Raw genomic sequence first — 23569 nt, 5'->3', positions numbered from 1 at the left:
CCCAAGCCTAGAAACCCTAAGCCTTAGTGCAGGCCGAGGTCATCCAGCGGGACGGACGCGCCGGTGAACTCACCGTAGCCCTCGTCACCGTAGAAACCGTCACCGAAGGTCGACGGCAGCGTGAACGCCGCAGCACGAGCCTCCTCGGTCGGCTGAACCTGGATGTTGCGGTAGCGGGCGATACCCGTACCAGCCGGGATCAGCTTACCGATGATCACGTTCTCCTTGAGACCGATGAGCTTATCGGAACGCTTGTTGATCGCAGCGTCCGTCAGCACGCGAGTGGTCTCCTGGAAGGAGGCGGCGGACAGCCAGGACTCGGTTGCCAGGGAAGCCTTGGTGATACCCATGATCTCGGCGCGAACCTCGACCGGGCGGCCACCCGTCTTCACGGCCTCCTTCGACGCAGCCACCGCGTCGGAGTGATCCACCAGGGAGCCCGGCAGGTACTCCGTGGAGCCGGAGTCGATGACCGTCACACGGCGCAGCATCTGGCGCACGATGATCTCGATGTGCTTGTCGTGGATGGCCACACCCTGATCGCGGTACACCTTCTGCACCTCGTTGATCAGATGCTGCTGCACGCCACGGCGACCCATCACGCGGAGCACCTCGTGCGGATCCGCAGCGCCCTTCAGCAGCTGCTGGCCCATCTTCACGTGGTCGCCGTCGCGGAGCGGACGCTCCACGCCACCGGTGCCCAGCGTTGCCAGACCCTGACGCTTCGACAGCTTCTCGTACACAACCTCCTCGGAACCATCGTCCGGGATGATCGTGAGGGTGAAGAACGCGTCGTCGTCCTCGATCTTGATCTTGCCGTCCACGGAAGCGATCGGGGACTTCGCCTTCGGAACACGAGCCTCGAACAGCTCCTGAACACGCGGCAGACCACCCGTAATATCGCCACCAACACCACCGAGGTGGAAGGTACGCATCGTCAGCTGGGTACCCGGCTCACCAATGGACTGGGCAGCCACGATACCGACAGCCTCGCCGATCTCGACCTTCTTACCCGTCGCCATGGACTTGCCGTAGCAGGTAGAGCACACGCCGGTGGCGGTGCCACAGGTCATGACGGAGCGGGCCTTGATGGTCTCCACACCAGCCTTGACCAGCTCGGCCAGCTCCAGCTCGCCGATGATCGCACCGGCCTCGCACACAACCTCGCCGTTCGCGCCGATGGCGTCGGCGGCCAGGAAGCGGCCCAGCACGGAGGTCTCGACGAAGTCCGCGCGAGCGAACTCGCCGGTCTTCTCGCCGTTGGCGTCCAGCACCGGGGTGCAGACGTCCAGAACAACGCCCTGCTTGGTGCCACAGTCGTCCTCGCGGACGATGACGTCCTGCGCGACGTCCACCAGACGACGAGTGAGGTAACCGGAGTCAGCGGTACGCAGTGCCGTATCCGCCAGACCCTTACGGGAACCGTGGGAGTTGTTGAAGTACTCGAGCACAGACAGGCCCTCACGGAAGGAGGTCTTCACCGGGCGGGTGATGTAGTCACCGCGGGAGTTCGTGACCATGCCCTTCATGCCGGCCAGGGTCCAGATCTGGCGCATGTTACCGGCAGCACCGGACTTCACGATCATCGGGATCGGGTTGTCATCCGGGTAGAGCTTCTCCACCGACTCACCGACGAAGTCCGTTGCTTCCTTCCACAGGTCAACCAGGGACTGGTAGCGCTCGGACTCGTTGATCTTGCCTCGGGCCAGTTTCTTCTCGATGCGCTGTGCCTTGGCCTCGTACTCGTCGAGGATCTCCTGCTTATTCGGCAGGACCAGCACGTCGTGCATGGTGATGGTCACACCGGAGCGGGTTGCCCAGTAGAAGCCAGCGTCCTTCAGCTTGTCCACCGTCTGCGCGACGGTGATCATCGGGTACTTCGCTGCCAGGTCGTTAATGACGACGGCCTGGTTCTTCTTGTCCATCACGCCTTCGACGTACGGGTAGTTCCACGGCAGCAGCTCGTTGAACTGCACGCGGCCCAGGGTGGTCTCGGCGGTCCAGGTCTGGCCCTTCTGCCAACCATCCGGGAACTGCTCCGCCTCAACCTCTGCCGGCGGGCGGAGGTGGTCGATGCGGACGTGGATCGGCGCCTGCAGGCCAAGCACACCACGGTCGTAGGCCATGATGGCCTCCGCCAGGGAGGTGTACACGCCGGTTGCTGGGCCCTGGTCGGTGGCCTCGGTGAAGGCACCCTGGCCGCCGAACTCCTCCTTGCCCTTGGTCAGGGTCAGGTAGTACAGGCCGGTGACCATGTCCAGACGCGGCATAGCCAGTGGCTTACCGGACGCCGGGGACAGGATGTTGTTGGAAGCCAGCATCAGGATGCGGGCCTCAGCCTGAGCCTCGTCGGACAGCGGCAGGTGGACTGCCATCTGGTCACCATCGAAGTCCGCGTTGAAGGCCTCACAGGCCAGCGGGTGCAGCTGAATAGCCTTACCCTCAATCAGCACGGGCTCGAAGGCCTGGATACCCAGGCGGTGCAGCGTTGGTGCACGGTTCAGCATGACCGGGTGCTCGGCGATGGCCTCTTCCAGAACGTCCCAGACCTCTGGGCGCTGGCGCTCAACCATGCGCTTCGCGGACTTGATGTTCTGCGCGTAGGACTTCTCCACCAGGCGCTTCATCACGAAAGGCTTGAACAGCTCGAGGGCCATCAGCTTCGGCAGACCACACTGGTGCAGCTTGAGCTGCGGACCAACGATAATCACCGAACGGCCGGAGTAGTCCACGCGCTTACCCAGCAGGTTCTGGCGGAAGCGGCCCTGCTTACCCTTCAGCAGGTCGGAGAGGGACTTCAGCGGACGGTTGCCCGGGCCGGTGACCGGACGGCCGCGGCGGCCGTTGTCGAACAGCGCGTCCACGGACTCCTGCAGCATGCGCTTCTCGTTGTTCACGATGATCTCAGGGGCGCCGAGATCCAGCATGCGCTTCAGGCGGTTGTTGCGGTTGATGACGCGGCGGTACAGGTCGTTCAGGTCGGAGGTCGCGAAGCGGCCACCGTCCAGCTGAACCATCGGGCGCAGCTCCGGCGGGATGACCGGGATGCAGTCCAGGACCATGCCGGCCGGGTCGTTGCCGGAGCGCAGGAACGCAGCGACAACCTTCAGGCGCTTCAGGGCGCGCAGCTTGCGCTGCCCCTTGCCGTCGCGGATGACCTCACGCAGGGACTCGGCCTCGGCCTCGAGGTCGAAGTTGCGGATCAGGGTCTGGATAGCCTCCGCGCCCATGCCGCCGGTGAAGTAATCCTCGTAGCGGTCGAGCAGCTCCTCGTAGAGGGTCTCGTCCGCGATCATCTGCTTCGGGGCGAGCTTGACGAAGGTGTTCCAGATCTCGTCGAGGCGCTCCACCTCTCGCTCAGCGCGCTCACGGATGTGGCGCATCTCGCGGTCAGCGGCGTTCTGTACCTTCTTCTTGGCGTCGGCCTTCGCGCCGGCAGCCTCGAGCTCCGCGAGGTCCTCCTCGAGAGTCTTGGCACGGTCGGCCAGCTCCGCGTCGCGGTCCTGCTCGACCTCCTTCTTCTCGAGCAGCATCTCTGCCTCGAGGGTCGTCTGGTCGTTGTGACGAGCCTCCTCATCGACAGAGGTGATGATGTTGGCCGCGAAGTAGATGATCTTCTCAAGATCCTTCGGGGCCAGATCCAGCAGGTAGCCGAGGCGGGACGGAACGCCCTTGAAGTACCAAATGTGGGTCACCGGAGCGGCCAGCTCGATGTGGCCCATGCGCTCACGGCGAACCTTGGACTTGGTCACCTCGACGCCACAGCGCTCACAGATGATGCCCTTGTAGCGGACACGCTTGTACTTACCGCAGGAGCACTCCCAGTCGCGGGTCGGCCCGAAAATGCGCTCGCAGAACAGACCGTCCTTCTCTGGCTTGAGGGTGCGGTAGTTGATCGTCTCGGGCTTCTTTACCTCGCCGCGCGACCAGCGACGGATGTCATCGGCCGTGGCCAGGCCAATGCGTAGTTCGTCGAAGAAGTTGACGTCCAGCACGTGGACTTCCTTTCCCCTCCAAGAATGTGGAGGGCCATTGTGGGTGAACCTAGGTCAGAATCTGAAAGTGTGCGAAGCCTTGAGCGTTAGCCAACGTCGATGTCGGCGTCTGGACGCTCATCGCGCTGCAGGTTAATACCCAGCGCTGCGTTTGCGGACTCAAGCTCGTCGTCATCATCGGAGGACAGCTCCATCGGGGTGCCGTCCGCGGCCAGAACCTCAACGTTCAGGCACAGGGACTGCAGCTCCTTGAGGAGGACCTTGAAGGACTCTGGGATACCCGGATCCGGGATGTTCTCGCCCTTCACGATCGCCTCGTAGACCTTCACGCGGCCCACCACGTCATCGGACTTGATGGTCAGGAGCTCCTGCAGGGTGTAGGCGGCACCGTATGCCTGCATTGCCCACACCTCCATCTCGCCGAAGCGCTGGCCACCGAACTGGGCCTTACCACCCAGCGGCTGCTGGGTAATCATGGAGTAAGGACCGGTGGAACGGGCGTGAATCTTCTCGTCGACCAGGTGGTGCAGCTTCAGCATGTACATGTAGCCCACGGAGATCGGGTGCTCGTATGGCTCACCAGTACGGCCGTCGATCAGCTGCGCCTTACCGAAGTCATCCACCAGGCGGATACCGTCGCGGTTCGGGCGCGAGGAGCGCAGCAGACCGGACAGCTCGGCGTTGGACGCACCGTCGAACACCGGGGTGGAGGTCAGGGAGTCGGCCGGAACGTCGTAGAGCTCCTCCGGCAGCGTCTCCAGCATCGCCTTGATCTTCGGGTCGTCGGAGTTGGTGTCGACCTGCCAACCGGCCTTCGCCAGCCAGCCCAGGTGCACCTCCAGGACCTGACCAATGTTCATACGACGCGGCACACCGTGGGTGTTCAGGATGATGTCCACCGGGGTACCGTCCGGCAGGAACGGCATGTCCTCCTGCGGCAGGATCTTGCCGACGACACCCTTGTTGCCGTGGCGGCCGGCGAGCTTATCGCCGTCCTGGATCTTGCGCTTCTGGGCGACGTAGACGCGGACCATCTCGTTGACGCCAGCGGCGAGGTCGTCGTCGTCCTCACGGGAGAAGACGCGCACGCCGATGACCTTGCCGGTCTCACCGTGCGGGACCTTCATGGAGGTATCGCGAACCTCGCGGGCCTTCTCACCGAAGATGGCGCGCAGCAGGCGCTCCTCCGGGGTCAGCTCCGTCTCACCCTTCGGGGTGACCTTACCGACGAGGATGTCACCGTCGCGGACGTCCGCACCGATGCGGACGATACCGCGCTCGTCGAGGTCAGCAAGGACGTCCTCGCCGACGTTCGGGATGTCGCGGGTGATCTCCTCCGGGCCCAGCTTGGTGTCGCGGGCGTCGATCTCGTACTCCTCGATGTGGATCGAGGTCAGCACGTCCTCCTCAACCATGCGCTGGGAGAGGATGATCGCATCCTCGTAGTTGTGGCCCTCCCACGGCATGAAGGCGACGAGCAGGTTCTTGCCCAGCGCCATCTCACCGTTATCGGTGCCCGGGCCGTCGGCGATGACCTGGCCGGCCTCGACGCGGTCGCCCTGGTTAACCAGCGGCTTCTGGTTGTAGCTGGTGCCCTGGTTGGTGCGCTCGAACTTGCGCAGCATGAAGGTATCGCGGATGCCCTCATCGTCCATGATGGTGATGTAGTCAGCGGAGACGTACTCCACCACACCAGCCTTCGGGGCGATGATCAGGTCACCGGCGTCGTAGGCAGCGCGCTGCTCGATACCGGTACCGACGTACGGGGCCTCGGCGCGCAGCAGCGGCACAGCCTGACGCTGCATGTTCGCACCCATGAGGGCACGGTTGGCGTCGTCGTGCTCCAGGAACGGAATCATCGCGGTTGCGACGGAGACCATCTGGCGCGGGGAGACGTCCATGTAATCCACCTGGCTTGCCGGGACGACCTCCACGTCGCCGCCGCGCAGACGGACCTCAATCTGGTCCTCAGTGAACTTCATGTCCGCATCGAACGGCGTATTCGCCTGAGCGATGACGTGACGGTCCTCTTCATCCGCGGTGAAGTACTCGACCTCGTCGGTGATCTGGCCATCGACGACGCGACGGTACGGCGTCTCGATGAAACCGAACGGGTTCACGCGGGCGTAGGAGGACAGGGAACCGATCAGACCAATGTTCGGACCCTCTGGGGTCTCAATCGGGCACATGCGGCCGTAGTGAGACGGGTGAACGTCGCGGACCTCGAGGCCAGCACGCTCACGGGACAGACCACCCGGACCCAGCGCGGACAGACGGCGCTTGTGGGTCAGGCCGGACAGGGAGTTGTTCTGGTCCATGAACTGGGACAGCTGCGAGGTACCGAAGAACTCGCGGATCGCTGCCGAGACCGGACGCACGTTGATCAGGGAGGTCGGGGTGATGGACTCGGCGTCCTGCGTGGTCATGCGCTCGCGGACGACGCGCTCCATGCGGGACAGGCCAACCCGGACCTGGTTCTGAATCAGCTCGCCGACCGTACGCAGGCGGCGGTTACCGAAGTGGTCAATGTCGTCGACCTCGATCGGGATCTCCACGCCCTCCGGGGAGGTCATGGTGCGCTCGCCCGCGTGCAGGCGGACGAGGTACTCGATCGTGGTGAGGATGTCTTCCTCGGTGAGGGTCATGGTGCCGTCGGTGTCGCCACCGAGGCCGAGCTTGCGGTTGACCTTGTAGCGGCCGACCTTCGCCAGGTCGTAGCGCTTCGGGCGGAAGAAGGAGTTCTCCAGCAGGGCCTGTGCGGAGTCGCGGGTCGGGGACTCGCCCGGACGCTGCTTGCGGTAGATCTCCAGCAGTGCCTCGTCCGTGTTCTCGACGCCATCCTTCTCGAGGGTGGACATCATGATCTCGGAGAAGCCGAAGCGGTCGGTGATCTCCTGGGTGGTCAGGCCGAGGGCCTTCAGCAGGACAGTCACCGGCTGGCGGCGCTTACGGTCGATGCGGACGCCGACGGTGTCGCGCTTATCGACGTCGAACTCCAGCCACGCACCGCGGGACGGGATGACCTTCACACCGTGCAGCGGGCGCTCGGTGGAGGTGTCGATCGACTCGTCGAAGTAGACACCCGGGGAACGGACCAGCTGGGAGACGACGACACGCTCGGTGCCGTTGATAATGAAGGTGCCCTTGTCGGTCATCATCGGGAAGTCGCCGATGAAGACGGTCTGGGACTTAATTTCGCCGGACTGGGCGTTGGTGAACTCCGCGGTCACGTACAGCGGTGCCGCGTAGTTGATGTCCTTTTCCTTGGCCTCGTCGATGGAGGTCTTCACGTCGTCGAAGCGTGGCTCCGAGAGCGTGAGGGACATGTTTTCCGAATAATCCTCAATGGGGGACAGCTCTTCGAGGATGTCCTCCAGTCCGCTCGTGACGCGGACTCCCTCCCCAGCCTCGGCCTGCCTGCGGGCGCGCCACTCCGGGGCGCCGACGAGCCAGGCGAAGGACTCTCGTTGGAGGTCAAGAAGGCCTGGAACCTCGATCGGCGCGTCGATCTTCGCGAAAGAGTAGCGAGTCGAAGCTCCGGGGATTCCGGCCACTGAACTTGTCTGGCGGGAGACTGCCAAGATGGGTCCTTCCAGCACTAAGCGTTTCTCCTTGCCTGGGTGGAGCCAGGCTGGGAAACGGTTGCGTGAGCGTACGATTTTTCGTGGTGGTCTATATCGGTGGTGTTACTCTGAACGCCGGATAAGCAGGAATGCCTAAAGGACCTTGTCAAATCCGCTTTCCCGCAGTCTGTGACTGCTGGAGGGAAGCTCATTGCCAAGGCCGATTGTTGGTGAGAACATCATCTCTCAACTCGCCTGCCCACAAGGGTTCAGAATTTAACCAGCGCAACGAACTACCATATAGTAGTAGCCCCCAAATGTCCACCCCCGTGGATACTGATCAGGCCGATAGTATCCGTCCGCTTCGACGGGCGCAAAATTACACGCTTGTAGCCCGGCGCTTGCGCTCACGACGCAGCGCCACCACCAGTGCGGCGAGCAGCAGGATCACGCCAGCCCAGAACACCCCGCGGCCCCACTTCTCCGTGGAACGCTTGCCACCGAGCTCGTCTGCCTGGTCCAACATCTGGCGCTCATTGGCCTCGGTCGTGCGCCCCTCAAACTTCAGCAGCGGCTCCACCACCTCGCCTTCAGCGTTGCGGTACTCGTCCCGAATGTGCTCCTCGATGCCGACGATCATGCCAGACTCCGGCTCCACCGCCAGCTCGCGCCAGCCGCCGTGGTACAGCTCCGCACGGTCGCCGTCCTTGACGATGGCATTGCGGATGCCGCTGTAGCGGGAGCTGACCTTTTCCGACGGAATCTCCTGGCGGAAGAGGTAGATCTCCTTCTCGTCACCGCTAGAGGTTTCCCGGCGCTCCGTGCCCCGGAACTCCGCCGGGTAGGCGTGACGGGCGGTCCAGTCGAAGTACTCGTAGCTCTGCTGCTGGGTATCCACCGGGAACTTCGCCCAGGAGCCCTCCATCTCCACGGCCTTCGGCGGGGTCGCCGGGGAATCCGCGACCTTGGCCTCCCCCACGGCTTCACCGTTCATCCGGTTCAGCCGGTAGCTATAGACCTGCGCATCCAGCAGGGACTCCAGATCGTCCTTCACATTGGTGCGGGCGTTGGAGACGCCGACGCGCACCGTCGCCTCCTCCTCCGTGGCCGGCTGGCCCAGTTGCATGTTGAACTGGCGAGCCACCGGCGCCTGGATGGGATCCTCCTCCCCCACGCCCAGGTAACCCGGCCCCACGGTTGCGTCCTCGTCCTCCAAGGTGAAGGTGGTGTGCTGCAGGCTCAGTGGCACCGGCCGCTCCTCGGGGAAGAGCCGTGGCAGGAGCACGCCCGCCACGATCATGGCGCTGGCCAGGCCGAGCACAAACACAGCAACGATACGGGACTTCGAGTTCATGCTGAACATGCTACAACAGCCCGCAGACACGCTGTTCCCTTTGAAAGCGGGTCGCAAGGCAGGTCGGCGCAGCAATAGAAAAACCGCCCCGGCAAGGCGAACCTTGCGGGGCGGTGAATCACGCGGCCGCTGTGCGCGGCAACTGGATTACTTGAGGGAGACCTTTGCGCCGGCCTCTTCCAGCTTAGCCTTAGCTGCCTCAGCGTCCTCCTTGGAAGCGCCCTCGAGCAGAGCCTTCGGAGCAGCCTCAACGAGCTCCTTAGCCTCCTTCAGACCCAGGCCGGAGACGACCTCGCGGACGACCTTAATGACGCCGATCTTCTTAGCGCCTGCGTCCTCCAGGACGACGTCGAACTCGTCCTTCTCCTCAGCAGCAGCGCCGCCCTCAGCGCCACCAGCAGCTGCAACAGCAGCAACCGGAGCAGCAGCGGTGACGTCGAAGGTCTCCTCGAACAGCTTGACGAACTCAGAGAGCTCGATCAGGGTCATCTCCTTGAAGGCATCCAGCAGCTCTTCGTTGGTGAACTTAGCCATAATAGGCATCCTTTCGTGTTGTGCCGCCTGGGCAATCGGCCCTGCGGCGAAGTGTTTTTAAAAGTTTTTACTGTGGTGGACCGGCTTGTGGTCCAGCGCGGTGGCACACCGTGCCCTCGCACCCAGCGTGGCGGAACTAGTCCTTCTTCTCCTGCAGGGCAGCCGCGAGGCGTGCAACCTGGGACGCAGGAGCATTGAACAGTCCAGCAGCCTTTGCCAAGGAACCCTGGAGAGCACCGGCCAGCTTGGCCAGGGTGGTCTCGCGGTTGTCCAGGTCGGCGATAGCCATGACCTGCTCAGCGGACAGCGCAGCGCCGTCCATGTTCCCGCCCTTGACGACGAAAGCCTCGTGATCCTTGCCGAAATCCTTCATGGCCTTAGCTGCGTCAACAGCCTCGCCCTTGATGAAAGCAACAGCGGTAGGACCAGTCAGCAGGGATTCGTCAATCTCAACGCCGGCTTCCTTAGCAGCCAGCTTGAGCAGGGTGTTCTTGGCGACGGAGTAGGTGACATCCTGACCCAGCGCGCGACGCAGCTCGGTGGTCTCAACCACGGACAGACCGCGGTATTCGGTCAGCACGGTGGCGTCTGCTTCCTCGAAGCGTGCCTTGAGCTCCTGCAGCGCTGCAGTGTTCTTTGGATTAGCCATACTCTCGCCTCCTTCCTGATGTTCTGGTGTACGTGTGTACGTGCACCGGCGATCGAAACGAAGGAAACACTTTCACAACGACAAAGCGCCCCGTACCCGCAGGGGGCAACGGGGCGCTTCTGGAATCGCAGCTCGCTAGCGTGAAGCTAGCGGCGCGATACAAAACGTCTCGTGTTACCTGCGTGGGCCGTCATCATGACGATGATCCTTCAACCCGGGAGCGCTCGCACGAGCTTGCTGATCAGATCAGCACGGCCGGAAAGCGTTTTCCCAAGTGACCGACGGTCTTCGGTGAAACTTTGAAACATATCAAAACTTCGCCTGACAGCTTAACGCCCAGCAGCCGAAAGACCAAATCGGCCTAGGCGGCATCGCGGTACTGCTCAGGTTCTTCCCCACGGCGTTTCATCTGGTGCCAATGCTGGCGTGCTGCCTCCTGGGACCGCTGGCTCCACGCACCATCCCAGTCGTGCTCCCCGGTCCCATCGGCGTTCTCGTCGTAATCCTCATTGCGCGAGTACAGCCGCTGCCGTTCGCGCGCCCCGTGGGTCAACCGCCGGACCGCGGAGTCCGAATTGAAACTCGAACCCAGGGCCCCGGCGGTCACGCCCATGGATGCAGCGAGCCAGGAAATCCTGGCATAAGTGCCCACGGTGACCGGCTCACCCAGCACCTTCGTCATGAAGTCTGGGGCAATGATCGCACCGGCGCCGGCGAAAATGATGAGGAAAAGGATGGCATACATCCCCAGAACAGCGAACGCGAGCGTGAGAAGCGTCGAACCGTTGTACAGCGCAATGACCCGCTTGAAAGATTTTGCGCTGGGCTTATCCCAGAGGCTGTTATCCAGCAGTAGCCACAGAATCATGGCTAGCACCGCAACGATATTGACCACGGCCAGGCGGGTGATGGTGAGGTAGTCCGCCATTTCCCAAATAGAGCTGTAGAAGATGCCGAAGGCGCCGACCCCGATGCCCGCAGCCAGCGCACCGGACAGCGCCCCGAGGGAGTGGCGCGGCTGATTTGTGGAGATCATGCCGAGCATCGTCTTGAACTTGTTCTTTTCCTCCCTCGTCGACTGCTCCCTTTCGCCCTGGGAGGACGCCAGGTAGTCGCGGTATTCCCCAATCACGCGCGCTATTTCCTGGGCCAGTCCGTCGCGGGCGCCGAGCATCCCGAGCGTGGGGTAGCTGATCACCGCCACATCCTGATTCGGATAAAGCTCACTTCTCAACACGGTGGCACCACTAAAGCGCGGCAGCTCGGTGACGAGCAGCTGCAAATCCGCGGGGCTCCTGCCGCTCGGAACATCCGGCGCGATCAGGGAGCGGTTGGGATCCATGAGCAGCAGTTCGGTGTCGAGGTTAAAGCTGCAATCCTCTGGCAAGTCCGCGCTATCAAGAACCTTCGACACTTGGGCAGACACCAGCCCAGGGTCCGCGACGATGCGCACTGAAAGCTGGGAAGTTTTATCGCTTGGGGTGGACTCTGAGATCTGGTGGCCTTCCATAGTCATTACTCCCCAGGCTAGGTCAGAATCGACGCGCCAGCGATGTGGAGCTCGCGGCCAGGGGCAGCTGATACGCTCAAGTCCTTAACCCCTGGCGTCGCGGCTATCACCTTGCTCTCCGCACTCACCCAGAATGTCGCCGCTCGGGGATAACAACGAAGGAAAAGCATGGCACCATTCGACACCGCCGATACGTCCCCAGAGGGCGACGCTGAAAAGCAGACCGGGAGCCAGGAAGAACAGATCCCGGCCTTCATCTCCCAGCCCGACCGGCTGGACAAGTGGATTTGGGCCTACCTGGTTGCCGCAACCCTCTTCAGCTTCGCGATGATCCCGCTGCGCGTGTGGCTGCTCAACAACCCCGTGCCCTACGCGCTCATGGTGGGTGGCTATACCTCCTCAATCGTGGGCGGGGCAGAGTCCACCACCGGCGGAATCTCGGCGGTCGCCATCGTGCTGATGACCCTGGTCGGCGCGCTGAAGACCGTCCCCCTGTGGTGGCTGGTCGGCAACAAGTGGGGTCTGGAGTATCTGCGCATGTCGGTCGCCCACTCCCCCAGGCTGCAGCGCTGGACCGCGCGACTAGAAAACGCGCGCCCCGGCGTGCTGGGCGCGGCGATCGTGCTCTCCTATATCCCCTTCGTGCCCACCATCGTCATCGCCAACCTGCTGGCCGGCATCCGCCGCATGAGTTTCTGGACGGTCCTTGGGCTCAACGCCTTCGGCGTGCTGGTCACCAACGCCTTCTTCGCCTACCTGGGTGTGACCTACGGCGAGCAGGTGATCTCCATCGTGGAGCAGGTCAACCGCTACGCCATGTGGATCACGATCGCGCTGCTGGTGTTCATGTTCTGGAGCATCTCGAAACAGAACAAGAAAGCCACCTAAGCCCAACACTTGCGCGGCGGGGGCCATACCCCAGCCGCTGCCGCGCCTGCGCAACGCAAGGAACCCCGGACCCATTCAGGGTCCGGGGTTCCTCATGGCCTCAAGCTACTGCTCCAGCTTGCCGATGGGGGTGCTACCACCGGTCTGGATCTCGATGAGACGCACCGCGATCGCCTTCAGGTCTTCGGGCAGGCTCCGGTTGGCAACGAAGGGCTCCAACTCGATCCAGTCGAAGCGCGACGGCGGGCGCCGCACCTCGTTTTCGATCAGCGAGGTGAGTTGCTCCTTGCGCGTGCGGTCCGCGGTGGATGCCCAGCGGTCGCCCAGGTCCCCGTTCATGGAGATCCCCATCGCCGATTCGATATACGAGCGCGCGGCATTGAAGGCTTGCTTGTTTCGCCGCTGGTAGTCAGACAGCTGGGCTTCGAAATGCTGATTCCAGCCGTCGACGCGAGCCTGGTTCTCCGCCACCTGCTTATTGACGGCCGCGACGTACGCATCGTCCACGGCTTCGGCCTTGCCTTCCCGCCGGTAGGCCCAGAAGACAATCGCGCCTGCGCCGAGAACTCCACTGAGCAGGCTCCCGGCGATCACGATTTTGGGGCCGGTGTTCATAGTCTTGTTGATCTTTTCCAGGGACTGGCAGAAGCCATCGAAGTCGAGGTCCCCGACGTTCACTCCCTCTGCCTGTGCACGCAGTTCGCCAGGGTTGCAGGAATAGTTCTTGCCGCCCGACGCGGCGAGTTCTTCGTCCAGGAACCGGAAGTCCTTTTCCTCTGCTTGCTCGATCGCCTCGGGGCCAATCTGCTCGAACATGTTCTGCTTCAGCGTTTGACCTTCGGACTCCGCACGCCAGGACATCGCACCGAGGAGGATCGCGCCGACCCCGATGATGCCAACGAAGAACATGATCCCGGCGAGGATCCACACCAGAAAGCTCGGCGGCACGAAGGGCGTCTTCGGCTTCGGCGGCAGATCCTGGATCTCTGGTGGCTGCTCCACCACAGGGGGAGCCACGAAGACCCCGGTGCGCAACGCATCGTCCGCCCAATCCGACTTCTTCCACCGCGGGTAGTCCGCGATGATGCCCGCGAAACGATCGGCTAGCACCTGAAGCCACATGCGGCTGATATTGGAGTAATCGTCCAGGTGCTTCATCGCCTGCGGGCGGTACTTGTAGAAGTAATCGGCACCCACGCCATCGCGCCAGTTCGCGAACGTCCCGTGCTTGATGTCGTCGAGGTCGGTGTGCAGCTGGTCCCCGATGCTGGTGATCGTCTGATCCAGCTGGTAGAAGCCCTGAACCACTTCCCGGTGCTGCGCAGCGCTCTGCCGAATGGCCTCCTGCTGCAGCGCGATGGATTCCCTCTGGTTGGCCAGCGACTTTCCGAGCAGGCCGTGGGTCTTCTTCGCATCCGCGTGGGCGACGATCGCGGCGGTCGCGTTGATCATGTTGCCCAGCCGCTGCTGGGACACCATCTCGCGCTGCATCGCGGTGGACTGGTTCACCGCACTCGTCATGTCGGCATAACGGCGCGACATTTCTTCTCTCGTTGTGATGGCTCGCTCCTTAAAAACTTTCCTCGACCAGCGATGCGGTGGAAACCAGTTTTAATCAGGAGCATTTTAACAAGCACTCAGGGTCCCCTCCCCCACGTGCTCGCAAATCCCAACCCCCACAACGCAAAGATGCCCCGACCCTCACGGGATCGGGGCAGCTACGTCAGTGACGCTAGGGCTTAAGCCTCAGCCTCGTCTGCGTAGTTCTTCTGGACGGTCTCGTCGACCGGGACACCCGGGCCATTGGTGGAGGACAGGGTGACCTTCTTGATGTACTTACCCTTCGAAGAGGACGGCTTGATACGCAGCAGCTCGTCGATCAGGGCACCGTAGTTCTCGGCCAGCTTCTTCTCGTCGAAGGACGCCTTACCGATCAGGGCGTGCAGGTTGGACGCCTTGTCCACGCGGAAGGAGATCTTGCCGCCCTTGATCTCGGAGACAGCCTTAGCAACGTCGGTGGTGACGGTGCCGGTCTTCGGGTTCGGCATCAGACCACGCGGGCCGAGCACGCGAGCAACGCGGCCGACCTTAGCCATCTGGTCCGGGGTAGCGATCGCAGCGTCGAAGTCGGTCCAGCCGCCCTGGATCTTCTCGATCAGCTCAGCGGAGCCGACGAAGTCTGCGCCTGCCTCCTCGGCAGCGGTAGCGTTCGGGCCCTCGGCGAAGACGACCACGCGGACGTCCTTACCGGTGCCGTTCGGCAGCGCGACGGTGCCGCGGACCAGCTGGTCAGCCTTGCGCGGGTCGACGCCCAGGCGGATCGCAACGTCGATGGTTGCGTCGTAGTTCTTGGAGGACGTCGCCTTGGCCAGCTTCGCAGCCTGCAGCGGGGTGTACTTGTTATCGCGGTCGACCTTAGCGGCCGCCTCGCGGTAAGCCTTAGAAACCTTGCTCATGAAAATTCCAATCTGGGTTTAGGTGTTGGAGTTGTGGTCTAGTGGGTCAGCAAGCGACCCTGCCACGCGATGAAACCCCGGCGGCGAACCCACCGGGGTGGCGCACTTAAGCGGACGGGCGACCCTCGACGTCGATACCCATCGAGCGAGCGGTACCGGCGATGATGGCCGCACCAGCCTCGATGTCGTTCGCGTTCAGGTCCGGCTCCTTGGTCTTTGCAATTTCCTTGCACTGATCCCAGGTGACCTTACCGACCTTGTCGGTGTGCGGGACGCCGGAGCCCTTCTGCAGGCCAGCGGCCTTCAGCAGCAGCTTGGAAGCCGGCGGGGTCTTCAGCTTGAAGTCGAAGGAGCGGTCCTCGTAGACCGTGATCTCGACCGGCACGATGTTGCCGCGCTGGGACTCGGTTGCAGCGTTGTAAGCCTTGGTGAACTCAACGATGTTCACGCCGTGAGCACCCAGTGCCGGACCAACCGGCGGAGCTGGGGTTGCTGCACCAGCCTGGATCTGCAGCTTGATGAGCGCCTGGACCTTCTTCTTGGCCATCGCTATACCTCTTTCTGTTATCAGGAAGCGGGCGTACCGCTCCCCGACCGGATGCCGGTTCTTAGCCAGCCACCGGAGATGAATAGTTCCACTGCCACCCGGGCACGCCGAAGGCGCGCCACTAAATAGCAGACAGAGTTACATTAATCGAGCTTCGCAACCTGATCAAATTCCAGCTCAACCGGGGTCTCACGGCCGAAGATGGAGACCATCGCCTTGAGTCGGTTCTGAACGGTATCGATCTCGGAGATGGTCGCTGCAACAGATGCGAACGGGCCGGAGAGGATGGTGACGGACTCGCCCACCTCGTAGTCCACCTCGACGGTCTCGGATGCCGGCTTCGGCGGGACGGCCACGCCGGTCGCGGAGACGTCGACGTCGGCGGCGTCCTGGCCCTGGTCCTCCGCCGCGGCGGTTGCGGTCTCCGGTGGCAGCAGGAACTTCGCGACCTCGCGGATCTTCACCGGGGTCGGTTTGCCCTCGTTGCCCACGAAGGAGGTGACACCCGGGGTGTCACGGACGACGGACCAGGAGGCGTCGTCGAGTTCGATGCGGACAAGGACGTAGCCCGGCAGCAGCTTGCGCTTGACCTGCTTGCGCTTGCCGTCCTTCAGCTCGGTGACTTCCTCGATCGGGACGACGACCTCGTGGATCTGCTCGTCCACACCCAGGGTCTGGGCGCGCATCTCGAGGTTGGTCTTCACCTTGTTCTCGTAGCCGGAGTAGCACTGGATGATGTACCACTCGCCCGGCAGCTTCTTCAGGGCGCGCATGAACTCGCGCAGGCGGGTCTTGTAGGCCTCCATCGCGGCCTCTTCGGCGGTCTTCTCCGGCTGTTCAGCCTCGGAAGCCTCCGGGGTGGTCTCGGTACCCTCCGCCGGCTCTGCGGCGGTGTCCTCTGCCGCGTCGCCCAGGGCTGCCGCGGCCTGGTCGGCCTCGGACTCCTTGTGGGCTGCGACTTCCTGGTGGATGTCCTCCTGTGCCGCGGCAGCGAGGTCCGCTGCGCTGAGGTTCTTATCTGCGCTCATGTGATGCTCCTTGTCGGGTGAGCCTGGGTCGTTTTAGGCACGATCGGCAATAAAAATCCGCCCCTACCGTTGGTCGGCGAGGCGGGATGTTTTCTGTTGACGAGTTTAGCACGCGGGCAGGATTTATGGCCATGAGCAGGCCGGTGTGGCGAGAGGAGACGCAAAAAAGCCCTCCACGAGGGAGGGCTTGGAGCATATCGCTGCGCTTGGGGGAACCAGCTAAAGCTAGACGCCGAAGACCCAGCGAACACCGAGGCCAGTGACGTAGTCCACGCCAGCAACCAGAGCGGTCATCAGGACGAGGAAGACCAGCACGACGATGGAGTAGGTCACCATCTCGCGGCCGGTCGGCCAGATGACCTTGCGCATCTCGGAGATCACGCCACGGATGTAGTCCGCGATGGCGGTGAAGGGGTTGCTCCTGGTTTCGACAACCTCGGGGGTGGTCGAAGCGCTGGTCGCGCGAGCCGTGGTGGCCTGGCCAGCGACCTGACGCTTACCGCTGGGGCGCATGGAGCCTCCGGAAGCGTTCGCTCCGGAGCCTCCGGCCCTGTTGCTATCTTCGCTCACGTGGTTACTCCTTCGGGCGCCCGCGGGGGCGGGCGTACTTTGCAGGGGTGACAGGACTTGAACCCGCAACCTACGGTTTTGGAGACCGTTGCTCTACCAATTGAGCTACACCCCTAAAACTGTGGCAACGCCGGGTTGATGGCCGCGATTTTACCCGCAGACAACGCACCATGCGTGCAACACGGGAGTAGCCTAGCAACTTTCCATTCAGTTAGACAACTTGCCACGTTTTCCGCAGCACTCCACCACTCGAAGTGGGGTGAACCCGGGAGGTCGGGCACGCAATAGCCCCACCCGGTGGCCTCGCTCCCCGGTGGGACACGCTCAGGGCTGGCATGACTTGCGGCAGGACCACCCGGTGACCCCACTCCCCTACAGAACGCGGCGAGCCAAGGCGGCGGTGAGGGCGGTGGCGTCGTCAATAAAAAAATGGACCCCGCGGAAAAACCACGGGGTCCGAAATTAGTAGCGGTGCCGGGACTCGATCCCGGGACCTCACGATTATGAGTCGTGCGCTCTAACCAGCTGAGCTACACCGCCACAGCCACTTACACGACCAGCCACGGCCAGCGTAAACAGGTCACGTGACGGCCATATAAAATGACAGAGCCCCCTGACGGAATCGAACCGTCGACCTTTTCCTTACCATGGAAACGCTCTGCCGACTGAGCTAAGGGGGCGCAACTTAAATCGACCGAACCTCGCGGTAATCCGCTGTGGCCCGTTGATCGAAGCCTGAAGTAGCATAACCAGTTTCCAATGAGAAGCACAAATCTGCACGTCGTAGCCGGTTTCCGAGGTCGGTATGGGTGCGTCTTGGGTGGCATTAGGCGGTGGATCGCGCGATTGCCTCTTCCGCTGGGCGGGCCAGCTGTTTTATAGTTTCTAGTTGCGCCGTTATCGGGTGTTAAGGGGTGTCCTGGGGTTTTAATTCAGGCGCTTTCCGGATGATGCACCGGCGGCGCATGGCACACCCCTCACGGGGCAAGGAGGTTCGAGTCCTCTCAATCTTTTATTCCGCGCCGCCCGGGAGCCCTTCGCTTGCGGCCTGCGGCCCGGCCCCGACGAGCGCCTGCGAGCGTTCCGACGCGCCGACGCCCCGCCGTCTGCGAATCCCACGCGGCGCGGAATTTTCAACTTCACGTTCGCCTGCACCTTGCATGCTGGCGATTCAGGTGGTGACACATGTTTTTCAACCGCAACAGCGACTTTGGCTCCTGGATGGAGTACATCGAGACCGACACGCCGCTGTCGTGGTGCCCATCCTTCCCGCGCAGCCCGATCCCGCTGCCCGGGCACGTTGTGCTGCGCTCCCGCGACGGCGAGGTGACCGCGCTGTCCCGTCCGGGGTTTGCGCTGCCCACCGACCGTTTCGTGCAGGTCGACCAGCGCCGCCGCCAGCTTTCCTTCGCCCCGCAGCGGATCCCCACCGCCGAGGGGCAGGACGTCACCCTGACCTTCGTGCTGACCGTGCGGGTCAGTGATCCGGTCGCTTTCCTCACCGCCGCTGACGAACCGGATCGGGAGGTCTACCTGGCCGCCCAAATCGCCCTGCGAGAACTGGTGGCGACGAAGCCGCTAGCCGAGTTCATCGGGCAGCGCATCGACCTCTCCCCCGTCGCGGAGGCTGCGCGGGAGGCCGGCGAGGCGGTCGGCGTCGAGGTGCTGGGAAATGTTCACCTCAAGGATCTCTCCCTGCCGCACGGGGTGGCCGAGGCACTGAGCCAGGCCGAGGTGGATAAACTCACCGCTGCTAGCGAGCTGGAGCGGGCGCGCACCGAGGTGAAGATCACCCGCGCTCGCATGGGCACGGCGAAGGTGCTGGAGCAGAACCCGCTGCTGGCGAAGATCCGCCTGCTGGAGGCCCTGCCGCCGGGCACCACCCTGGAGCTGCGCGACCGGTCACTGGAGTCGCCCGATCAGCCCCGGGAACCACGGGACCGGGGCGAGCTCGACAGCTAGCTGCCCCTAGCTGCTCGCGGGGACCGCCCCGCTATCCCATATCCCGGTGAATTCTTCTCGCCCCAAAAGAAAAAGGAGCCGAGCCCCATGTGGGACCCGGCTGCCGATTCAGCAGGTTTTAGTGCTGCCCCTCGGCGAACTCCTCCACCAGCTTCGCGTTGAAGGCCTCAAGGTCGGCCGGAGTGCGGGAAGAGACCAGGCCGTTGTCCACGTGGACCTCCTCATCGACCCACGTTGCCCCAGCGTTCTGGAGGTCAGTCTTCAACGACGGGTACGAGGTCAGGGTACGGCCGCGGAGAACGTCCGCGTCGGTAAGGATCCACGCACCGTGGCAGATCACCGCGAGCGGCTTTCCAGCCTCGACGTGCTTCTTCACGATCTCGACCGCTGCCTCATCCATGCGCAGCTGGTCGGCGTTTCCGGTACCGCCCGGAAGGATAATCCCGTCGAACTCAGCGTCGCGGGAGCTTTCGGTAGAGGCATCCGCCTCAGAGGTAGAACCGTTCTTGCCCTCAATCTTCTCGCCACCAGGGCTGAGGACAGTCACTGCGCCGCCTGCCTGGCGGACAGCCTCAATCGGGGAGCTGAACTCACTGTCCTCGAACCCATTCGTCGCGAGAACACCAATGCGCTTGCCATCTAGCTTTGCCATGTCTGCTCCTTTCTCAAGAACGTATGCCCCCATGGTGCCAGCGAAACCCGGCGAGCGACACCCTCACTTTTTTTAAGCCCCCGGTGTGACGCATCGCCTCGCCCCAGCAACGCAAAAACTCCGCCAGGGTTTTCCCTGACGGAGTTCGTCTGTGCCAGATGTTGGATTTGAACCAACGAAGGCATAAGCCGGCGGATTTACAGTCCGCTTCCTTTGGCCGCTCGGACAATCTGGCGTACACCATCTGGTGCGCTCAATACCCTACTACGCACCTCAAAGATTGCCTAAACGTGCTGCTCGGGCCAGGTATTGACGTCCTTAAAAGGAAGGCGGAACAACCGGGAGACGGTGGGCAACCGCCCAACCGCAGCCGAACTAGCCCAGGCGGTCCAAAGAGAAGGCGAGCAAGTGGCGCAGCGCCTCAGTGACCTCATTATCCGGTAGCTTCGCCAGCTCAGCCTCAGCCAAGCCGCGGTAGTGCTCCACGTCCCGCTCCGCGAGCTCACGGCCGTTGGAACGCTGGATAAGCTCCAGGCACTCCTCAACCACCGCGTCGTCGGTCACCGGACCGGTCAGCAGCTCGCGCAGGCGCGCGCCGACCTCGTCCTCCTGGCGCATCGCGTGCAACACCGGCAGGGTGAACACGCCCTCACGCAGGTCCGTGCCCGGCGTCTTGCCGGACTCCTCCGGATCGGCCCAGATGTCGATGATGTCGTCCACGATCTGGAAGATCTGCCCCATGTGGCGGCCGAACTGCGCCAGCGCGTCCACGTGCTCCTGCTCCGCGCCGGAGTGCAGCGCGCCCAGGTAACCAGCGGAGGCGATCAGCACGCCGGTCTTCTCCTGGATGACCTTCATGTAGTGCTCGATCGCATCCTCGCCATCGGCAGCACCCACGGTTTCGCGCATCTGGCCGGTGACCAGCTCGCCGAAGGTGTCCGCGAAGTGGCGAACCGTCTGGGAACCCAGCCCGGAGAGGATCTCCGAGGCCACCGCGAACAGGTAATCGCCGGCGAGGATCGCCATCGAGTTGCCCCAACGCGCGTTCGCGGACTCCGCACCGCGGCGGCGGTCGGCCTCGTCCATGACGTCGTCGTGGTAGAGCGTCGCGAGATGCGTCAGCTCCACGACCACGGCGGCGTCACGCACCTCGCGGGCCGTCGGGTTCTTGCCGTACTGCGCGGCGAGCAGCGCAAACACCACGCGAAAGCGCTTGCCGCCAGCCAGCGCGAGGTGGCTGATCTTATCGGTGATGAAGCTCTCGCCCTGGCTGAGGCGCCAGCGCAGGAAGTCCTCCGCCTCCTGCAGCCCCGCCGTGATGCGGTCGTTGAGCTCGGCATTCCCCAAGTCCGGAGCTACCGGCCTGGCGTTGTCGCGTACTGCCATGTCCCTGCGTCTGCCTCGATCTAGATTGTGATTGTGCGTGAGCTATAGCTAGCCATTCGATAGGTTAGCCGATCTACTCGGGCGCGTAGTAATGGATTCACCCCTCGCCGCGCGGGATTGCTTCCGCGGTGCAGGTTTTCCGGTCGCCGCGTTGTTCGCGGTGGGTCCTCCGGTTCTTTTTAGGACGTCACCCCGGCTAGCCTTGAGCCTCATGAGCCCCTCTTCTTCCACCACGCATGATTCGGCGACGCGAGGCGAGTCCGCCGCCCCGCAACGGGTACCGCAAGATCAGCTGCGCGCCGAGGTGCTGATCATCGGCGGCGGCCCGGCGGGTGCTGCGGCGGCGTACCACGCCGCCCGAGCGGGGTGGGACACCCTGGTGATCGATATGGCGGACCACGCCACCAAGCCGCGCGATAAGACCTGTGGGGACGGCCTGACCCCACGCGCCGTCGGCGCCCTGGAGGCGATGGGGGCAGGCCACCTGCTGGATGGCCACCCGCGGATCAAGGGGCTGAAGCTGCACGGCTTCGGCGGATCGATCACCGCGCCGTGGCCGGAGCACGAGAAGTTCCCCGCTCGTGGGTCCGCGATCCCGCGTAGTGATTTCGACGCCGCCCTGCTGCGCCACGCCATCGACGCCGGTGCTCGCTTCCACGGCGGGCTGAAGGCCGTGGGGGTCTCGGAAGACGGGCAGACCGTGACCTGCCAGGCCGTCGGTTCGCGGGCTGGGAAGGCGGCGGGGACTAACCGCGAGGTACAGACCACGGAGATCCGCACGGAGTTCCTCGTCCTCGCCGAGGGCGTGCGCTCCACCATTGCCCGGCAGCTGGGCGTGCAGTGGGAACGCGGCATCGTCCATGGCATCGCAGCCCGCAGCTACGTGGAAACCCCGCACGCCGATGAGCCGTGGATCCACTCCCACCTGGAGCTTCGGGACCACGAGGGCACCGCGCAGCCCGGCTACGGCTGGATCTTCCCCCTCGGCACCCCCACGACTGGCGGGCAGGCGGGCAACGGGGCGGATGCCGACCCGACCCCGCAGGTAAACCTGGGCTGCGGGGCGCTGACCACCACGCAGCGGCCAGCGAAGGTCAATACCAAGAAGCTGCTCACCCACTACGCCGACCAGGTGCGCGAGGAGTGGGAGCTCGGCACCCCGCAGCGCATCACCAGCGCCCTGTTGCCGATGGGTGGGGCCGTCACGCGGGTGGCGGGCCGGAACTGGGCTGTGATCGGCGACTCCGCCGCCCTGGTCAACCCGCTGAACGGCGAGGGCATCGACTATGGGCTGGAGTCCGCCCGCTTCCTCGTCGAACTGCTGGGCGACGCCCGCCGCAACCCCGACGGTCTGCGTTATTCCTGGCCCGCCCGGCTGCGCCAGGAGTACGGTGACGCCTTCGCTCTGGCCCGCCGCCTGGGCATGCTGCTCACCATGCCGGGCCTGCTGGCCGCGATCGGCCCGGTGGGCATGCGCGGACCTTTGGCCCACACGGTGATGAACTCCGCGGCCCGCCTGATGGGCAACCTCGTCACCCCGCAGGACCGGGACCTCACGGCGAAGCTGTGGCTCGGCGCCGGCAAGCTCTCCCGCGGCGTGGATAAGCTCCTCGCCGCGGACTCCCGCCCCCTCTTCGGGCGCCAATAAACCCGGAGAGCACGAAAGCCCACGGTTTCCCGTGGGCTTTCGTTGTCTCCGGCGCACCCGAGCGACGTGGCCAAGCGACATGGCCGAGCAACGTGGCAGAGCAGGGAACCGTGCCCCGAAACTACGCCAGCGAGCTAGTCCAGCGGCTTGGTCCCGCTGTGCAGCGCAACGATGCCGCCGGTGAGATTCTGCCAGCCGACGTTCTCCCAACCATTGGCGCGGATCTCGCGGGCCAGCTCCTCCTGATCCGGCCACGCGCGGATGGATTCCGCGAGGTAGACATAAGACTCCGGATTGGAGCTGACCACCTTCGCCACCGCGGGCAGCGCGCGCATCAGGTACTCCTTGTACACGGTCGCGAAACCGGGGATGACCGGCGTCGAAAACTCCGCGATCGCGAGCTTGCCACCCGGCTTCGTCACCCGGGCCATCTCCCGCAACCCGGCGCGGAAGTCCACCAGATTACGCAGACCGTAACTGATCGTCACGGCGTCGAAAGTATTATCCGCGAACGGCAGATTCAGGCCATCGGCGCAGATCATCGGCACGTCCCGGTGGGAACCCGCCCGCAGCATCCCCAGCGAGAAGTCCGCGGCCACGCAGTACGCGCCGGACTCCGCCAGCTCCTCGGTGGACACGCCCGTGCCCGCGGCAAGGTCCAGCACCTTATCCCCCGGCGCGAGATCCAGGCGGCGGCGCGTGCGCTTACGCCACAGCCGGTCCTGGCCGAAGCTCAGCACCGTATTCGTGATGTCGTAGTTCTTCCCCACGGCATCGAACATCGTGGCCACTTCGCGCGGATCTTTTTCCAGACTTGCCCTAGACAT

17 protein-coding genes and 4 tRNA genes are annotated in these 23569 nt (G+C 63.7%); 3 read left to right on the top strand and 18 right to left on the bottom strand.

Features of this window, described 5'->3' with window-relative positions; all coding sequences use genetic code 11:
• Nucleotides 1-23: 23 nt before the first annotated feature.
• The 6 genes from QP140_RS04370 to QP140_RS04345 form a co-directional block, all read right to left on the bottom strand.
• Nucleotides 24-3995: a DNA-directed RNA polymerase subunit beta' gene (locus tag QP140_RS04370; RefSeq protein ID WP_284758402.1), complete on the bottom strand. Its 3972-nt coding sequence runs from the start codon at nucleotides 3993-3995 to the stop codon at nucleotides 24-26.
• A gap of 86 nt (nucleotides 3996-4081) precedes the next feature.
• Nucleotides 4082-7594 carry a DNA-directed RNA polymerase subunit beta gene (rpoB, locus tag QP140_RS04365; protein WP_148811618.1) on the bottom strand — a complete coding sequence of 1171 codons (3513 nt, stop codon included), beginning with the start codon at nucleotides 7592-7594 and terminating at the stop codon, nucleotides 4082-4084.
• 343 nt (nucleotides 7595-7937) lie between these two features.
• Complete coding sequence (locus QP140_RS04360; RefSeq protein WP_284758400.1) at nucleotides 7938-8912, bottom strand: DUF3068 domain-containing protein; 975 nt, start codon at nucleotides 8910-8912, stop codon at nucleotides 7938-7940.
• 147 nt (nucleotides 8913-9059) lie between these two features.
• On the bottom strand, nucleotides 9060-9446 hold the full coding sequence (rplL, locus tag QP140_RS04355; protein ID WP_070759791.1) for a 50S ribosomal protein L7/L12: 387 nt from the start codon (nucleotides 9444-9446) through the stop codon (nucleotides 9060-9062).
• A gap of 136 nt (nucleotides 9447-9582) precedes the next feature.
• Nucleotides 9583-10095 carry a 50S ribosomal protein L10 gene (rplJ, locus tag QP140_RS04350; RefSeq protein WP_070759792.1) on the bottom strand — a complete coding sequence of 171 codons (513 nt, stop codon included), beginning with the start codon at nucleotides 10093-10095 and terminating at the stop codon, nucleotides 9583-9585.
• Nucleotides 10096-10456: 361 nt separating this feature from the next.
• Nucleotides 10457-11611, bottom strand: coding sequence for a hypothetical protein (locus tag QP140_RS04345; protein WP_070761060.1), 1155 nt, complete (start codon nucleotides 11609-11611; stop codon nucleotides 10457-10459).
• A 162-nt stretch (nucleotides 11612-11773) separates the two neighbouring features.
• Here QP140_RS04345 and QP140_RS04340 point away from each other — a divergent pair, with 162 nt between their 5' ends.
• Entirely contained in the window at nucleotides 11774-12493 is a 720-nt protein-coding gene (locus QP140_RS04340) for a DedA family protein (protein WP_284758398.1), read from the top strand.
• A gap of 105 nt (nucleotides 12494-12598) precedes the next feature.
• On the opposite strand, the gene QP140_RS04335 is transcribed toward QP140_RS04340, so the two are convergent.
• The 8 genes from QP140_RS04335 to QP140_RS04300 form a co-directional block, all read right to left on the bottom strand.
• Entirely contained in the window at nucleotides 12599-14035 is a 1437-nt protein-coding gene (locus QP140_RS04335) for a hypothetical protein (RefSeq protein ID WP_284758396.1), read from the bottom strand.
• Nucleotides 14036-14232: 197 nt separating this feature from the next.
• Complete coding sequence (rplA, locus tag QP140_RS04330; protein ID WP_284758394.1) at nucleotides 14233-14949, bottom strand: 50S ribosomal protein L1; 717 nt, start codon at nucleotides 14947-14949, stop codon at nucleotides 14233-14235.
• A gap of 106 nt (nucleotides 14950-15055) precedes the next feature.
• A complete protein-coding gene (gene rplK / locus QP140_RS04325) occupies nucleotides 15056-15496 on the bottom strand; it encodes a 50S ribosomal protein L11 (protein WP_070759796.1) in 441 nt (146 codons plus the stop codon).
• Nucleotides 15497-15639: 143 nt separating this feature from the next.
• Entirely contained in the window at nucleotides 15640-16524 is an 885-nt protein-coding gene (gene nusG, locus QP140_RS04320; RefSeq protein WP_070761064.1) for a transcription termination/antitermination protein NusG, read from the bottom strand.
• Nucleotides 16525-16749: 225 nt separating this feature from the next.
• On the bottom strand, nucleotides 16750-17094 hold the full coding sequence (gene secE, locus QP140_RS04315) for a preprotein translocase subunit SecE (RefSeq protein ID WP_284758392.1): 345 nt from the start codon (nucleotides 17092-17094) through the stop codon (nucleotides 16750-16752).
• A 42-nt stretch (nucleotides 17095-17136) separates the two neighbouring features.
• Nucleotides 17137-17209: transfer RNA gene (locus QP140_RS04310), tRNA-Trp, on the bottom strand.
• Nucleotides 17210-17560: 351 nt separating this feature from the next.
• A tRNA-Met gene (locus QP140_RS04305) sits at nucleotides 17561-17634 on the bottom strand.
• 67 nt (nucleotides 17635-17701) lie between these two features.
• A tRNA-Thr gene (locus QP140_RS04300) sits at nucleotides 17702-17774 on the bottom strand.
• Between the two features lie 505 nt (nucleotides 17775-18279).
• Between QP140_RS04300 and QP140_RS04295 the strand changes: the two genes are divergently transcribed.
• Nucleotides 18280-19056 (top strand): SPFH domain-containing protein, encoded by a 777-nt coding sequence (locus QP140_RS04295; protein ID WP_284758391.1) that lies wholly within the window; start codon nucleotides 18280-18282, stop codon nucleotides 19054-19056.
• A 118-nt stretch (nucleotides 19057-19174) separates the two neighbouring features.
• Here the strand turns inward: QP140_RS04295 and QP140_RS04290 are convergent, their stop codons facing one another.
• The 3 genes from QP140_RS04290 to QP140_RS04280 all read right to left on the bottom strand — a co-directional run bounded on the left by QP140_RS04290 (nucleotide 19175) and on the right by QP140_RS04280 (nucleotide 21094).
• Nucleotides 19175-19708, bottom strand: a complete 534-nt coding sequence (locus tag QP140_RS04290) for a type 1 glutamine amidotransferase domain-containing protein (protein WP_284758388.1) — start codon at nucleotides 19706-19708, stop codon at nucleotides 19175-19177.
• Nucleotides 19709-19860: 152 nt separating this feature from the next.
• A tRNA-Tyr gene (locus tag QP140_RS04285) sits at nucleotides 19861-19943 on the bottom strand.
• Nucleotides 19944-20083: 140 nt separating this feature from the next.
• Complete coding sequence (locus tag QP140_RS04280) at nucleotides 20084-21094, bottom strand: polyprenyl synthetase family protein (protein ID WP_070759802.1); 1011 nt, start codon at nucleotides 21092-21094, stop codon at nucleotides 20084-20086.
• A gap of 211 nt (nucleotides 21095-21305) precedes the next feature.
• On the opposite strand from QP140_RS04280, the gene QP140_RS04275 reads away from it, so the two are divergent.
• Complete coding sequence (locus QP140_RS04275) at nucleotides 21306-22742, top strand: geranylgeranyl reductase family protein (RefSeq protein ID WP_284758386.1); 1437 nt, start codon at nucleotides 21306-21308, stop codon at nucleotides 22740-22742.
• Nucleotides 22743-22876: 134 nt separating this feature from the next.
• Here the strand turns inward: QP140_RS04275 and QP140_RS04270 are convergent, their stop codons facing one another.
• Complete coding sequence (locus tag QP140_RS04270; RefSeq protein WP_012359529.1) at nucleotides 22877-23569, bottom strand: demethylmenaquinone methyltransferase; 693 nt, start codon at nucleotides 23567-23569, stop codon at nucleotides 22877-22879.

It is taken from the genome of Corynebacterium sp. UMB9976, assembly GCF_030212265.1.
Taxonomy (GTDB): domain Bacteria; phylum Actinomycetota; class Actinomycetes; order Mycobacteriales; family Mycobacteriaceae; genus Corynebacterium.
This window is presented reverse-complemented; position numbering and strand designations above follow the sequence as displayed.